The sequence below is a fragment of the Marinifilum sp. D737 genome (genome assembly GCF_026672275.1).
GTDB lineage: Bacteria > Bacteroidota > Bacteroidia > Bacteroidales > Marinifilaceae > Marinifilum.
Window position 1 is genome coordinate 43,193 of sequence record NZ_JANQCD010000026.1, and the last position, 15,458, is coordinate 58,650.

Sequence of the window (15,458 nt, forward strand, 5' to 3'; positions counted from 1 at the left end):
TTTATAATCAAGTTTAATTGTTGCAAAACTATAAAAATGGGCTTTAGGATATCCTGAAAAATGTCATATCTATTAAGTCAGAATAAATATAACGAAAGTTTTAGTTTTGTTGGAACTAAAACTGCAAAACTCATACCAAAATTTCAGTATAAGTTTTGAATTCGTTCTAAATAACCATTTGAAAGCTCTAAAATTAGCTTCTTGCAAAACTATAAATAAATTGGAAATCAACAAAAACTTTGTTAATTATTAGAGCGTTCCAAAATATTAAATTCGAGAATATGGTTTAGCCCTATTGCCAGTACATTCATTTCGAGAGTAGCAGTATTGGTAATACTTTTATACAAAAAAGGAGCGTCGCCTCCAGTTAATATTACTCTTAGATCTGCATGTTTCTCTTTTAATTGATTGATATATGAATCTATTTCAAACACAATTCCATTTTGTACTCCTCCGGTTATTGCCTGGTTGGTGTTTTTCCCAATTAGTGGATAATCTTCATTTACAGAAAGCAGTGGTAGTTTCTTTGTAAAATGATTTAATGCTTTGTATCGCATACTTAAACCAGGAGAAATGCATCCACCAATGTATTGTCCTTTCTTATTTAAGAAATCGAAGGTTATGGCAGTTCCTGCATCAATAATCAAAATGTTCTGATTGGGAATCATAGCGTATGCTCCAATACATGCAGCTAATCTATCGTAACCCAATGTCTTTTTTGATTCATATAAATTTTCTACCGGTATAGGAAGTTTAGAGTCAAAAAATAAAACATGTGGGATTTTCGTTTTAAGAAAATTGATCAACTTATCGGGATATTCACGAACCGAAGCGATGATTACCTTTTCTATAGTCGTGAATTCTCCTAGTAATTCCTTTGCAAATTCGACATCCTCTTTTTCAGAAGCTTTGGTAGTATTTAATGCTCCTCTTAGGAAAATACTAGCTTTAATTTTTGTGTTGCCTATGTCAATTATAAGATTCAATGGAAAATAATTGAAGTGTATTATTATAAATAGCTTGTAAAATCGCTTAAAATTAGTAAACTTTAGGCATATAAATTAAGTGCCCAACAGGTTTTTCAAAAGGAATTAATAAAGATTAATCCTCTTTAATTTTTTTAAAGGTGAATAACCCATGCTCTAGGTATTAAATGGTATTAGTATCGGTAAAATTTTCAATTACTGCTTAATGAAAAAAAAGATTTTAATCGTTGAGGACGACAACTTAATTTCGACAATATTCCGAATGTTCTTAAAGGAATTAGGTTACGATTTGTTAGGAATTGTTGAAGATGGTAAAGAAGCCATTCGTTTGTGTGAAAAATTAAATCCGGATATTGTTCTTATGGACGTTCATTTGGGAGGAGATCTGGATGGTATTCAAACAACCGAATTGATAAAATCTAAATTTGATATTCCGGTTATTTTCCTTTCCAGCGATACTGAAGAGTCTACCATCCAAAGAGTTATTAATACACATTCTTATGGATATCTGGTAAAACCAATCGATAAAAAAGAGTTGGGAATATCAATTGAATTGGCTTTTTACAAGCATCAGTTTGATTTAGACCAGAAAATGAGAGAAAAGCGATTCCGTAATTTTATAACCGATTCGCCAGAGGCAATTTTGGTGATTAATGAAGCAGGTGGAATTGAATATCTAAATTGTTTGGGATTAAAATTATTTCGAACAGCATATATTGAAGACCTTATGGGACTTCAACTTCTTTCCTATATCAGTGAAGAGTATCAAGAGGAGTTTAAAGAAAAGTTCGATCGAGCTGTTCAGATGGGGCAGGGAATAGAATATACTCACTTAAAATTTAAAACCATTCATGGTGACCCGTTTGATGTTGGCTTAACTGCTGCTCATATTGAGTTTAATGGAAAGAACAATCTTCAATTTATTATTCGTGATATTACCCAGGAATATTCTTACCGGGAGATGTTGGCTGAAAAAGCAGATATTATCAACCATTTTCATGATGGAGTGGTAACCTTCGATTTAAATGGAATGGTTAAATCATGGAACAAAGGATGCGAAAGAATATTCGGTAAAAAGGAAAATGAAATCATTGGAAAGCCTTATAGCGATTTATCCTTATCGGGAAGAGAAAAATCATTTGCTGAAGATTTGTTGATTCCAACTGAAAAAAGTAGCAATTACGAAGTGGAACTTCTATTTGATATCGATGGTAAAGAAACTTATCTAAAGCTATACTCTTCGATGCTAAAAAACGAGAAGGGAATCGATAAAGGAATCGTTTGCTATGTAAGAGATGTAACGGTTCGCAAGAAAAGCCAGTTAATGTTAGAGGAAAGCGAGCGCAGAAATAAAGATTTAATCAATGCCATTCCTGATTTAATTTTTGTTGTGAATAAAGAGGGAATTTTTGAGGATTATAAAATGGAAGATGATTCTTTTTTAGCTCTTCCAAAAGATGAAATAATTGGTGCCCATTTAAAGAAAGTATTTTCAGGAGAAGTTTTGCAGTTGGCTGAAGCGAAAATAGAGAAAGTTTTGAGTGTTGGTTTTATGGAGAAATTCAAATACGAAATGAAAACAACTAAAGGAGAGCATTGGTATGAAGCTCGCATTACCAACCTGGGAAATGATAAGGTTTTGGTTTTGGTTAGGGAGATACACGAAGATTAAATCATACACTAATAAAGAATTTTAAAGATCGCTGAGTATTGAACTTAGCGATCTTTTTTTATCATTATTCCTGAGTAATTTTCTTCAATATATCGGTAGCGGCAAGTATATTCGAAACTTTTTCGAAGCTTAAGCTCAGTCTGTTTTTTGCTTCTTTCATTTTACAAGGAACTGTTTGGGTTTGTAAAAATTGAAGCACTTTACTGAATTGTGGCGATTGATAGAATGGAGAATCCTGATCGGAAATGAAATACAAAACCAGTTTGTTGCTTTTTAAAATCAGCTTTTCAATTCCCAGGTCAAGAGCCAACCATCTTAAACGAACCACGTTTAGCAATTCAATACTTGGTTCAGGCAAATCGCCAAAACGATCTTTTAGCTGGTCTTCGAATTTTTCGATTTCCTCTTCAGTTTGGATGTTATCCAATTCACGATACAGTCGAACTCTTTCCGAGATGCTTTCTACATATTCTTCAGGGAACAAAATTTCAAGATCTGTGTCAATCTGGCAATCGTTAATAAAACGGATGACCTCTTTTTCTTCCTCTTTCTTTTCGTCAGCAAAAACATCTTTGAATTCATTTTCCTTCAACTCAAGCATTGCTTCGCTCAAAATTCGTTGATAGGTTTCGTAACCAATATCAGTAATGAAACCAGATTGCTCGCCTCCCAGTAAGTTTCCAGCTCCACGAATGTCCAAATCTTGCATGGCAATGTTGAATCCGCTTCCCAGTTCAGAGAAGTTTTCGATGGCTTGTAGTCTTTGTCTGGCTTCCTGGGTCATCGATTCCATTGGAGGAGTCAACAGGTAACAGAATGCCTTTTTGTTTGAACGACCAACACGACCTCGCAACTGATGCAATTCACTCAATCCAAAATTCTGACCATTGTTAATAATAATGGTATTGGCATTCGGAATATCTAAGCCCGATTCGATAATGGTTGTTGCAATCAACACATCGTAATCGCCGCGAATAAATTCAAGCATGATTTTCTCCAACTTTGGTCCATCCATCTGACCATGGGCCACAACAGTTGAAACTCCAGGAACCGTTCTGTGAATCATATCCTGAACTTCCTTTATGTTCTGAACCCTATTGTGGATAAAGAAAACCTGCCCGTTGCGCTCCACCTCGTATGAAATGGCTTCGCGAATAATGTCTTCGTTAAAATTGTGAACTTCGGTTACAATTGGATATCGGTTTGGCGGAGGCGTATTGATAATTGACAAATCGCGAGCACCCATTAATGAGAATTGAAGTGTTCTTGGAATAGGTGTTGCTGTAAGGGTCAAGGTATCTACATTTACTTTCATCTGCTTCAACTTTTCCTTAACAGTTACACCAAACTTTTGCTCTTCATCAACAATCAGTAATCCCAAATCCTTAAAGTCAATATCTTTTCCAATAATTCGGTGCGTTCCGATTAAAATGTCGATTTGTCCAGCCTTAAGATCTTTTAATATTTCTCTTTGATCCTTGGCTTTTCGCATGCGGCTGATGTAATCAACACGACATGGGAAATTCTTTAACCGTTCGCTAAATGTTTTGTAGTGCTGGAAGGCCAGAATGGTTGTTGGAACCAAAACAGCAACCTGTTTGTTATCGGCTACAGCTTTAAAAGCTGCACGAATGGCAATTTCGGTTTTCCCAAAACCAACATCTCCACAAACCAATCGGTCCATTGGGAATGGCGATTCCATTCCTTCTTTGGTAGCCTTTGTAGCTTTTACCTGGTCTGGGGTATCTTCGTATATAAATGAAGCTTCCAATTCTTGTTGCATATACGAATCGGGACTGAACTGAAAACCTCTTTCGGCCTTACGTTTTGCATATAGGGCGATCAATTCTTTGGCAATGTCTTTAACCTTGCTCTTGGTTTTCTCTTTTAGTTTTTGCCATGCTCCGGTTCCCAATTTGTAAATTTTTGGAGCCGAGCCGTCTTTGCCTTTGTATTTCGAAATTTTGTGTAGCGAGTGCAAACTCACAAACAGTATGTCGTTGTCTTTGTATACCAAACGGATTGCTTCCTGATCTTTCCCATTCACATCAACCTTCTGTAAACCTCCAAATCGGCCAATACCATGATCGGCATGCACAATATAATCTCCCGGATGAAGTCGGTTGATTTCTTTTAGGGTAACCGATTCCTTTGCTTTGTGCACGGTAGCTGTTTTTAATCGGAACTTGTGGTAACGATCGAAGATTTGATGATCGGTAAATACGGAGATTCTCAAATCTCTGTCGGAAAAACCTTCGTGCAAGGTTTGATCCACAGGTTGGAATTCTACTTCAATGCCTTTGTCGTCGAAAATATTTTGAATACGCTCTATCTGTTTGGCATTATCAGATAGAATGTAATTGCTTTCGGCTCTGGCATTGTTATTCAGTAAGTGCTCGCCCAATAAATCGAAATTTTTATTGAAAGCAGGTTGCGGTGCTTGGTTGAACTGAATTTCATTCCCAGTTGGGAAAAAGAATTTTTGCCCAAACTCAATACACGAATATTGATTCAGATGATCGATAAAATCCAAACCTTTTATCAGGTAATCTTTAGTGGCAACCGTATCTTCTCCCAATTCCAATGTAGGAACTTTCTCAATGGTATTTTCATAGATTGCCTGAATTCTATCGCTGATGAACTGCACATTCTTACACCAAAAAACAGAATTGCCTGGTGCGAAGTTCAGGAATGAGATTCTGGAATTTTTTAAAAGATTTTCCTGAATGTTTGGAATGATATCTACCGTATCCAGCTTTTTAATGGACAATTGATTTTCTACATTGAACACACGAATGGATTCCACCTCTTCACCAAAGAAATCAATTCTGTAAGGATGTTCATCCGAAAAAGAAAAGATATCGATAATACTCCCACGAATCGAAAACTGGCCCGGCTCAACTACAAAGTCGGCCCGCTCGAATTCATAATCAACCAAAACTTCCTCTACAAATTCAGGCGAGAGTTTTTCTCCAATCTTAATTTTAAGGGTATTTTCGGTCAGTTGATCCTGACTGATTACTTTCTCAACAATTGCCTCAGGAAAAGTTACAATGTAGCTTGGTTGATGATTAGAATTTAATCGGTTTAAAGTTTCGGCGCGCAGAATGATATTGGAGCTATCCGTTTTTTCGTATTGTACCGAACGCTTGTATGATGATGGAAAAAAAAGAACCGAACTTTCGTTAATCAAACTGCACAAATCATTATAAAAATAGGCAGCTTCCTCCTTATCATTCAGAATAAATAGTTGAGGTGTAGTCTGGCTTTCCAATGATGAAACCATAACGGGCAAAGCCGAGCCTACCAATCCACGCAAGTGTAAATGAAAATTGCTGTTGCCATGTAAATGTTTCTCAATGCTGAATCGTGCCGGATGCTCAGCAAAAATGTTTTTAAGTTCTTTTAATACCATTTATTTCCCTAAATTATGCAGGTATTATGCCGATATGCATTTGAAAAACGTCTAGAAATACAGTGTACTAAATGGATATTCCAAATGATAATCGGTACAGTTCCAATGAATCCCTTTTTATTGATTGAGAGACAAATTTAGAAGAAATCTTACAAACATGTTTGCTTCCTATTGAATTATTCGGAATTCATTATAAGTTATAGGATATGATCTATTAAAATTATACAAATAATCTTATTGTATTGTATTAAACTTATTGTTAGTAAGTGATTTTTTTTGTTATTTTACGATAAGTTTATTTTTGGTAAAGATGAATTTATCATTGGAAATGATAAATTGAAGCTTTTGTGGATCGTTTCTAATTTGAAAAAGCACTTACACATGAATCTTAAATACTGCCTATTGGGCTTACTTCTCTTTAATCTCCTATTTTTTGTCGAAAACAAGGACGTATCAGCACAGGATAATTATCAGGATGTTTTGGCTCTGAATATTCCTGACTCTGTAACTTATTCGGTAGAAGACCTGGCTGGTTATATTGATAGAAAAATTAACAAGGATGAAAATAAAGTTAGAGTTCTTTTTGTTTGGATTGTAAATAATATCAGCTATGATATTGAAAATGTTTACTCATTGGATAACAATGATCAGACAAGCAGTTCCAATACACTATTAAAAAGAAAAGGAATTTGTGATGGTTATGCTAGTCTCTTTCATGATGCATTGTCACTTTTAAATATTGAATCTCATATTGTAACTGGTTATACAAAAATTAAAAGAAGAATCAGTTCTGCACCACACTCCTGGTGTGTTGTAAAATTGGATTCGAATTGGAGTGTTTATGATCCTACCTGGGGTGCTGGGAATATCAATGAAACAAATTTTAGTCGTCAGGTAAATATGAATTACTACAAAATGAGACCACATAAAGCAATTGCTACACATATGCCATTTGATCCTTTATGGCAATTGCTTGAATATCCTATTACATCTGTTGAGTTTCGACACTCGAAAAAAGGGAAAAAAAATGCAGAGAACTATTTCAATGTTAGCGATAGTCTTAAATTATATAGTCAACAATCAAATATCGAACGTTTAAAAAATACAAGGAGAAGAATAATTCAGAATATTGTTGTAGACTATATGACTTTTGTCCATGTAAAGGATATAGAGAATAACATGGTGCAATGGCAATATAATAATGTTGTATCTAAATACAATGATGCTCTTCTTTTTTATAAAGAAGGGATTTATACTTATAATCAGTTTATTGATTTTAGGAATAAATTATTCAAGCCTGATAAAGGAGATGAATATTTAATTGAAATGATGAACAGTATGAAAACTTCTTTTCAATCTTCCCTTGAGTGTTTAAAAAAGATTGAAAATGCGGATCACAGCACTCTACGATTGATGCATCATTTAGATAAGTCTATTAAAGCGGCAATGGAGAATGTTAAGATACAGGATATTTTTTTGAAAAAAGTATTGAGTACACCTAAAAACTACAGGAAATCATTGTTTTATAAAAAAATGTAAGTCGTGAAACTGCTAATTCAGGAGTGGCAAAGTTGAGTTCTAAAATCCATAGCCAACAGGCCCATGCCCCGGCACACTCACATAACCTCTTGTATTGCCTTGATCGTAATTGCCGGAACTAAATCGTGTTGACCAAAAATTATCGCCACCACTTCCCTTGCCGCTGTAGCCATTTTGTTGTGCGGCCAAGTATAAATTTACGGTAGGAATTGGATTTCCAACATAGCCAGCATTTCCCAAATGATCGAACCAGTAATTTCCCGGCTGAATGTAATAGCCCAAAACATAGCTCCAAACCAGCCATTCGTTTTGTGGTAATTCCCTGCCATTAACAATCACATTGGTTTGCCCGTTCGAGGCATCACGCTTTAAGTGGCCTAAGTTATGGTTGGGCAGCATAAAACCAAATGAAGCATAGCCAACAACACCGTACAAACCACTGGTTTTATCGTACCAGTAATTACCCGGAAGAGGCTTGGTACCGTAATATTCTTCAAATTCTTCCATTTGACTTTGGTTCAACTCAATATTGTTGATAATTACTTTTTCTTCTTGCGATAGAGCTGGTATGGCAAAATGAAATAGCACTAATAGTAAGCATATCGTTTTCATTTCTATAGGATTTTTAAAGTGAAAAAAAGTATGCTATAAGAAGTTATGAGATTGGTGTAGCTAAATTACAACAAAGAGGGAGGGATGTCAATGATTACTTATATAGAATTACAGACAGAAATAAAAACCAAAGCCACTTTTCAAACGAGAAGTGGCTTTGCATTTTGGATTTCTGGTTAGTTGTTGAAATCAAATATTGTTGAAGAAGTGTAAAAATTCTTCTGTTTTTTTCACCATATTGGTCGAACCAGTATAGAAAGGCACACGTTGGTGTAACGAATCAGGAGTAATTTCCATAATTCTGCCATTTCCATCGGTAGCCATGCCACCTGCTTGCTCAGCAATAAATGCTACAGGATTACATTCATACATCAATCGCAACTTGCCATCGGGATTTTTATTGGTTTGTGGGTAAATAAAAATACCACCTTTTAACAAATTGCGGTGAAAATCGGCTACCAGAGAACCAATGTATCGCGAAGTAAATGGTCGTTTGCTGCGAGCATCTTTCTCCTGGCAATACTTAATGTATTTTTTTACTCCTTGTGGGAAATTAATGTAGTTCCCTTCGTTAATGGAATAAATGGTTCCCGATTTTGGTGTTTTGATGTTTGGATGCGACAAACAGAATTCTCCGATTGATGGATCGAGGGTAAATCCGTTTACACCATTACCTGTGGTATACACCAACATGGTTGATGATCCGTAGATTATATATCCCGCAGCAACCTGTTTGGTTCCTTCTTGTAAGAAGTCCTCCATGTTGGCAACTTGTCCGCGAGGTGTAATCCGTTCAAAAATCGAGAAAATGGTTCCAATGGAAACATTTACATCAATATTCGAAGAACCATCCAATGGATCCATACAGAAAACATACTTTCCGTTTTTGCACATCTCATCTTCGAAAATAATAATGTCTTCGTTCTCTTCCGAAGCTACAGCAGCACATTCGCCACTTGCTCTTAAGGCATCAATAAAGTGTGTATCGGCAAAAACATCTAGCTTTTGCTGATCTTCCCCCTGAACATTCTGATCGCCGTGCTCGCCTAGAATATCTACCAAACCGGCTTTGTTTACAGCTCGGTTTACAATTTTGGCAGCAATTTCTACGTGATGAAGCAAACGAGATAACTCTCCTTTTGCTCCCGGATGATCAGACTGACGCTCAATAATAAATTGATTCAGGGTTTGAACATTATTGTGTTCAGTCATTTTAAAAAGGCTTTTGGTTTACATTCATTTGGTGGCATAAAGTTATGCTTTTTTATTTAATGCCAAACCCTTATTTCAAACGTTGACAGAAAAGTTTTTTTAAAATCAAAATAGTGCTTTTTACGGTTAAATCATTTTGGAGCTGCTATACAGTGTTTTCTTATCTTAAAAAATGTAAAAAAAGCAAAATGTTGAAAAATATTTTTGCTTTGCTCAAGCTTTATTTAGTACCTTCAATTTTTATTAAAAGTGGCGGAAGCCAAAAACAATAAAACTTAAGTAATTTTCCATGAACATATTTAAATTTGGAGGTGCATCGGTAAATAGTGCCGAGGGTGTCAAAAATTTTGTAAAGATTGTTCAATCTTATAAAGACGAAACCATAATTGTTCTTTCGGCAATGGGTAAAACTACCAATGCCTTGGAGCAAATTACCGATGATTTTTGTGTAAAATCAGATTTGGTAGAATCAAAGTTTCGTGAGATAAAGTCTTATCATTTCGACATCATTAATGAGTTGTTTGCAAATAAGGAAGATGCGATTTATGAAAAAGTAAATCGATTGTTCGAGCAACTTCATGCTTATTTGCAAGGAGAACCAACTTTGGATTACGATTTTGATTACGATCAGATCGTTTCGTTTGGTGAGTTAATTTCAACTACCATTGTTTCGGAATATCTACGCAAAAGTGGATCGCCAAATAAATGGGTTGACATCAGAACCTGTTTAAAAACGGACAATAGTTACCGAGAAGGAAAAGTTGATTGGGATCTTTCGCACAAGTTGGTGCATCAAACCTTTAGCTTTAACAGCACTTTTGTGTATGTTACTCAGGGTTTTTTGGGTGGAACAACCACCAATCAAACTACAACTTTGGGTCGAGAAGGATCGGACTATACAGCTGCAATTCTATCCTACATTTTAGATGTGGATAAATTGTCAATCTGGAAAGATGTTCCTGGAATTATGAATGCTGATCCAAAATGGTTGGATGATGCTCAGAAGCTGGATAGAATTTCGTACCAGGAAGCCATTGAGTTGGCATTTTATGGAGCAAAAGTGATTCATCCAAAAACCATTCAACCAATCAAGCGAAAGAAGATTCCTTTACAGGTACGATCCTTTATTAACTATAGCGAATCGGGTACTTTAATTAGCACTGCATCCAAGCAGATGGAAAAGCAATTGCCAGTTTTTATTCGCAAACAAGATCAGGTGTTGATATCCATTCGCCCAACTGATTTTTCTTTCATTTTGGAGGAAAATTTAAGTTCCTTGTTCGCTCTTTTTGCAAAGCATCGAATGAAGGTGAATTTAACTCAAAATTCGGCAATTAGCTTTTCGGTATGTGTCGATAAATCCGAAAGAAGATTGAATAATTTGTTGGATGAAATTTCACAGGATTTTGAAGTGAAATACAACGATGATGTAGAACTAATTACCATTCGTCATCATGATGATGAGGCGGTGGAAAGAATGACTGCCGGAAGAGAAATTTTGTTGGAACAACGAAGCAGAGATACAGCTCAATTCGTGATTGTATAAACAGATAGAAATTCATTATAACTTGCCCTGGGTTTTAACCTGGGGTTTTCTTTTTTAATTTTTTTTACAAAAAAATCACCTTTGCATATATAAGGTATAGTTAGCACATTTTCAGGAGATAAAATTTAAGAGTATCGCCTCTTTTATTTGGAGATTAAAAAATCATGCCTATATTTGTTACAGATATTTAAGGTAATACTCGCAGGAGGATATCATTAATTTATACAGAAGAAGTGAGAGAACAGGCTCGATGACCTTCTGACAACCCCGGCAAAAACCAAAAGCTGAAAGGTGTCAAATCCTGACCATTTAATTTGGTGAATATAAATTAAAAGATCATGAAGAAGACAGAAATTCACATTCAAAAGCAGGCTCAACCAGAGCAAAACATTCAGTTGCAAACTTTGGCATCTATTACCACTATGATGCGAATGCAGCGAATGATGCGTATGCTGTAACGCATTCTGTCTAAATTTTTTCCCTATTTTTTAGATGCTGGTGCGTATAAAATAACTCCGAACCAGGGAATTCAAATTCTAAATTATTTTTTCAATGGTTTCTGATTTTCAGAAATAGGAATTGATGCAATCAAAACTGAATCCATCTAACTGTTCAGTCTGCTTGTACATAAGATAAATACAGAATTTGCGACCATCAGAAGCCTTTGCTTCTAATACCAAATTAATCAAATTTTAAATCAAGGATTAAATCCTAAGCTGCTACAGCATTATGCAATCCCGATATGCTATCAGGATATTGAGGCTGGCAGCTATAAAATAGAATCGCCATGTCAAATAATTTAAGATACGAAACACTACAGATACACGCAGGACAAGAAGTTGAAGCAACAACAAATTCACGAGCAGTTCCTTTGTACCAAACTACAGCTTACACTTTTAATGACTCGAAACATGCAGCCGATTTGTTTGGCTTGAAAGCGTTTGGAAACATTTATACTCGATTAATGAATCCAACCAATGATGTTTTCGAAAAGAGAATTGCCGCATTGGAAGGTGGTGTTGCCGCAGTTGCAACAGGATCGGGACAGGCAGCTCAATTTTTGGCTTTGACCAATATTTTGGAAGCAGGAGATAATTTCATTAGTGCTTCACAAATTTACGGAGGAACTTACAACCAGTTTAAGGTACAGTTTAAGCGTTTGGGCATTCAGTGTAAGTTTGTTGATATTGATCATCCTGAAACCATTCTTCCTCTAATCGATGAAAATACAAAAGCGATTTACGTGGAGGCATTGCCAAACCCAAAGTTCTCAATTCCTGATTTCGAGAAGGTATCAGCAATTGCAAAAGAACACGATTTGCCACTAATTGTTGACAATACTCTGGGAGCTGGAGGATATTTGTTCCGTCCATTGGAACATGGAGCAAATGTTGTTGTTGAATCGGCAACCAAATGGATTTGTGGCCATGGTACTGCAGTTGGCGGTGTGCTTGTTGATGGTGGAAATTACAATTGGGGCAATGGAAAATTCCCTCAGTTTTCTGAGCCATCTGAAGGATATCATGGTTTGGTTTTCTCTGATGTGTTTGGAGTAGATGGACCTTTTGGAAACATCGCCTTTGCAATTCGTGCAAGAGTTGAAGGGTTGAGAGATTACGGATGTAGCCAGAGCCCATTCAATTCATTTTTGCTACTGCAAGGATTGGAAACTCTTTCGCTTCGTTTGGATCGTCATGTCGAAAATACTTTAGCATTAGCCGAGTGGTTGCAAGAACAAGATTGGGTGGAACAGGTAAATTACCCTGGCTTGCCATCGAGTCCATACTACGAAAGAGCAAAGAAATATTTCAAAAAAGGTGCTGGTTCGGTACTTACTTTCAAAGTGAAAGGCGGAAAAGAAGTTGCCGATAAATTGGTAGATGGAGTTGAGTTACTTTCTCATGTAGCCAACCTTGGAGATGCAAAAACTTTGATCATTCATCCAAGTTCAACAACTCATGAGCAATTGACTTTGGAAGAGCAAAAGGCATCGGGCGTTGAGCCAGGTTTGCTAAGAATTTCAGTGGGTATTGAACACATTGAAGATATTAAGGCAGACATCAAACAAGCGGTTGAAAAGGCCATTAATGTAGAAACAATTAATTAGTTCTTATAGCAATCTCGATCGGAATTTAATAGATGAATTTCGATCGAGATACTCTTAACCTCATTATCACAAATGAGGAAATCAAAAAAACAAAATCAGCAATAAACAAAATTTTTAACAAGTGAATCCAAATTGTTACATCCATAAAGAAGGTTTACAACTTGAATCGGGCGAACGCCTTAAGGAGTTGACCATTGCTTATCACACCTATGGGGAGTACGATCCTTCGCGAAACAATGTGATTTGGGTTTGTCATGCACTTACTGCCAATTCTGATGTTTTTGATTGGTGGGCAGGGCTTTTTGGAGAGAATGATTTTTTTAATCCTAAAGATTATTTTATCGTATGTGCCAATTTTCTTGGTTCATGCTATGGAACTACGGGACCTCTTTCTCAAAATCCGGAAAACGGACAAGCTTACTATCACGATTTTCCGCAACTGACCGTACGCGACTTGGTGGCGGCACACGAAATTTTACGAAAACATTTAAATATTAAGCGCATTCATATGATGATTGGGAGCTCACTGGGAGGCATGCAAGCCTTGGAGTGGGCTTACTTGTTGAATGGCAAGTTAAACAATTTGGTGGTTTTGGCATCGAATGCCAAGCACTCACCTTGGGGGATTGCCTTTAACGAATCGCAAAGAATGTCGATAGAAGTTGATCCGACCTGGAAGGAATCGAATGATGAGGCCGGGTTGAATGGTATGAGAGTAGCTCGGTCAATTGCACTGTTGAGTTACAGAACCTATGCAACTTACGATCATTCACAACAAGAGAATGAAAATGATAAGACGGATGATTATCGGGCAAGCTCTTATCAAAGATACCAAGGGGAAAAGCTAGCTCGACGATTTAATGCTTACTCATATTGGCACTTGTCAAAAATCATGGACAGCCATGATGTGGGAAGAAATAGAGGTGGATTAGACAATGCTTTGAATGAAATCAAATCAAGAACACTTGTGATAGGAGTCGATTCGGATCAGATTTTCCCAATAAACGAACAAAAATTTATTGCGGATCATATTCCGCAAGCTCAATATTTGGAAATCCATTCGCTGTATGGTCACGATGGATTCCTTTTAGAACAAGAACAATTAACCAAAGTATTACAATCATTTTTAATCGAAAACAAAATCAATGAGCAATAAACTTAAAATAGGTGTATTCGGATACGGAGTTGTTGGTTCCGGATTGGCCCACGTTCTGAAAAATAGCAAAGGCTTGGATGCCTCTATTGTAAAGGTATGTGTAAGAGATGGTGAAAAGGAGCGAGATTTAGATTCAGAAGTTTTAACCACGAACCCTGATGATATATTAAACGATCCTGAAATTAATGTTGTTGCCGAATTGATTGATGATGCTGATGCAGCCTATCAGATTGTAAAAACAGCTTTGAAAAATGGAAAGCATGTGGTTTCAGCCAATAAAAAAATGTTGGCTTACCATATCGAGGAACTGATTCAATTGCAATGGCAGCACAAAGTTTCATTTGTATATGAAGCATCTGCTTGCGGTAGTATTCCAATTATAAGGAACCTGGAAGAATACTACGATAATGATTTGTTGCAATCGGTAAGTGGAATCCTGAATGGCTCATCGAATTATATTCTTACGAAGATTTTTAATGAAAATTTGGATTATGATGTTGCCTTGAAGCAAGCACAAGACTTGGGATTTGCTGAAAGTGATCCAACATCTGATGTAGACGGATTCGATACATTATATAAATTGATCATTTTAACCGTTCATGGTTTTGGACTTTTCGTTCATCCTGATCAGGTATTCAATTTTGGAATATCGAATCTATCGCCAAAGGATATCGAATTGGCATCGCAGAAAGGATATAAAATCAGATTGTTAGGGAAAGTAACTAAGGTAAATGGAAGCCATGTGAACCTTTTGGTTGCCCCTAAGTTTGTGAAACCCGAAGAGCATGCGTATACAGTAGAGAGTCATTACAATGGTGTGTTGATTCAAGGAAATTTCTACGATAACCAATTCATGTATGGAAAAGGAGCAGGAGCTCATCCAACAGGATCAGCCGTATTGTCTGATATCACAGCTTTGGCTTACGATTATAAATATGAGTACAAAAAGCTGAAATACTATGGAGGCTTAGAGTATACCAACGATATGGAGGTTGAAGTTTATTTGAGATATACGAACAAAGACGATTTGGCTTTGTTTGAGTTCAAAGAAATTAGAGAATCTCTTACAGGAAAAGAATTCAATTATGTGATTGGAACATTGAATCTTTCCCAATTGATAAAAATTCGTCAGCAAATTAAAGGGAGAGATATTTTCCTTGCCTATTTGGGAGACGAATAATTGCTCGTGAAAAATCACACCTAAGATCAAGAA

The 15,458-nt window shown here is 36.2% G+C and carries 10 protein-coding genes and 1 riboswitch; of the genes, 6 read left to right on the forward strand and 4 right to left on the reverse strand.

The features are described from left to right. Nucleotides 1–242 precede the first annotated feature (242 nt). Nucleotides 243–986, reverse strand: a complete 744-nt coding sequence (locus NQ163_RS14985; protein WP_268191132.1) for a type III pantothenate kinase — start codon at nucleotides 984–986, stop codon at nucleotides 243–245. A gap of 205 nt (nucleotides 987–1,191) precedes the next feature. On the opposite strand from NQ163_RS14985, the gene NQ163_RS14990 reads away from it, so the two are divergent. After that, nucleotides 1,192–2,658: a PAS domain S-box protein gene (locus NQ163_RS14990; RefSeq protein ID WP_268191133.1), complete on the forward strand. Its 1,467-nt coding sequence runs from the start codon at nucleotides 1,192–1,194 to the stop codon at nucleotides 2,656–2,658. 64 nt (nucleotides 2,659–2,722) lie between these two features. On the opposite strand, the gene mfd is transcribed toward NQ163_RS14990, so the two are convergent. Further along, nucleotides 2,723–6,073: a transcription-repair coupling factor gene (mfd, locus tag NQ163_RS14995; RefSeq protein WP_268191134.1), complete on the reverse strand. Its 3,351-nt coding sequence runs from the start codon at nucleotides 6,071–6,073 to the stop codon at nucleotides 2,723–2,725. Between the two features lie 381 nt (nucleotides 6,074–6,454). On the opposite strand from mfd, the gene NQ163_RS15000 reads away from it, so the two are divergent. Beyond that, a complete protein-coding gene (locus NQ163_RS15000; protein WP_268191135.1) occupies nucleotides 6,455–7,612 on the forward strand; it encodes a transglutaminase domain-containing protein in 1,158 nt (385 codons plus the stop codon). 39 nt (nucleotides 7,613–7,651) lie between these two features. On the opposite strand, the gene NQ163_RS15005 is transcribed toward NQ163_RS15000, so the two are convergent. Both NQ163_RS15005 and fbp read right to left on the reverse strand, forming a co-directional pair. After that, on the reverse strand, nucleotides 7,652–8,224 hold the full coding sequence (locus NQ163_RS15005; protein WP_268191137.1) for a hypothetical protein: 573 nt from the start codon (nucleotides 8,222–8,224) through the stop codon (nucleotides 7,652–7,654). Between the two features lie 189 nt (nucleotides 8,225–8,413). After that, nucleotides 8,414–9,436: a class 1 fructose-bisphosphatase gene (fbp, locus tag NQ163_RS15010; protein WP_268191138.1), complete on the reverse strand. Its 1,023-nt coding sequence runs from the start codon at nucleotides 9,434–9,436 to the stop codon at nucleotides 8,414–8,416. A gap of 289 nt (nucleotides 9,437–9,725) precedes the next feature. Here fbp and NQ163_RS15015 point away from each other — a divergent pair, with 289 nt between their 5' ends. The 4 genes from NQ163_RS15015 (at nucleotide 9,726) to NQ163_RS15030 (ending at nucleotide 15,425) form a co-directional block, all read left to right on the forward strand. Beyond that, nucleotides 9,726–10,982 carry an aspartate kinase gene (locus NQ163_RS15015; protein ID WP_268191139.1) on the forward strand — a complete coding sequence of 419 codons (1,257 nt, stop codon included), beginning with the start codon at nucleotides 9,726–9,728 and terminating at the stop codon, nucleotides 10,980–10,982. Nucleotides 10,983–11,199: 217 nt separating this feature from the next. After that, nucleotides 11,200–11,312, forward strand: a riboswitch (SAM riboswitch). A gap of 457 nt (nucleotides 11,313–11,769) precedes the next feature. Further along, nucleotides 11,770–13,089, forward strand: a complete 1,320-nt coding sequence (locus NQ163_RS15020; RefSeq protein WP_268191140.1) for an O-acetylhomoserine aminocarboxypropyltransferase/cysteine synthase family protein — start codon at nucleotides 11,770–11,772, stop codon at nucleotides 13,087–13,089. 121 nt (nucleotides 13,090–13,210) lie between these two features. Continuing rightward, nucleotides 13,211–14,245 carry a homoserine O-acetyltransferase MetX gene (gene metX / locus NQ163_RS15025; protein ID WP_268191141.1) on the forward strand — a complete coding sequence of 345 codons (1,035 nt, stop codon included), beginning with the start codon at nucleotides 13,211–13,213 and terminating at the stop codon, nucleotides 14,243–14,245. Beyond that, nucleotides 14,235–15,425, forward strand: a complete 1,191-nt coding sequence (locus NQ163_RS15030; protein WP_268191142.1) for a homoserine dehydrogenase — start codon at nucleotides 14,235–14,237, stop codon at nucleotides 15,423–15,425. Before metX ends, NQ163_RS15030 begins: the two co-directional genes overlap by 11 nt. Nucleotides 15,426–15,458 lie beyond the last annotated feature (33 nt).

What these genes read in the sequence shown, in the direction of transcription:
- NQ163_RS14990 (WP_268191133.1), top strand. Translation starts at nt 1,192, where the DNA reads ATGAAAAAAAAGATTTTAATCGTTGAGGACGACAACTTAATTTCGACA.
- mfd (WP_268191134.1), bottom strand. Translation starts at nt 6,073, where the DNA reads ATGGTATTAAAAGAACTTAAAAACATTTTTGCTGAGCATCCGGCACGA.
- NQ163_RS15000 (WP_268191135.1), top strand. Translation starts at nt 6,455, where the DNA reads ATGAATCTTAAATACTGCCTATTGGGCTTACTTCTCTTTAATCTCCTA.
- NQ163_RS15005 (WP_268191137.1), bottom strand. Translation starts at nt 8,224, where the DNA reads ATGAAAACGATATGCTTACTATTAGTGCTATTTCATTTTGCCATACCA.
- fbp (WP_268191138.1), bottom strand. Translation starts at nt 9,436, where the DNA reads ATGACTGAACACAATAATGTTCAAACCCTGAATCAATTTATTATTGAG.
- NQ163_RS15015 (WP_268191139.1), top strand. Translation starts at nt 9,726, where the DNA reads ATGAACATATTTAAATTTGGAGGTGCATCGGTAAATAGTGCCGAGGGT.
- NQ163_RS15020 (WP_268191140.1), top strand. Translation starts at nt 11,770, where the DNA reads ATGTCAAATAATTTAAGATACGAAACACTACAGATACACGCAGGACAA.
- NQ163_RS15030 (WP_268191142.1), top strand. Translation starts at nt 14,235, where the DNA reads ATGAGCAATAAACTTAAAATAGGTGTATTCGGATACGGAGTTGTTGGT.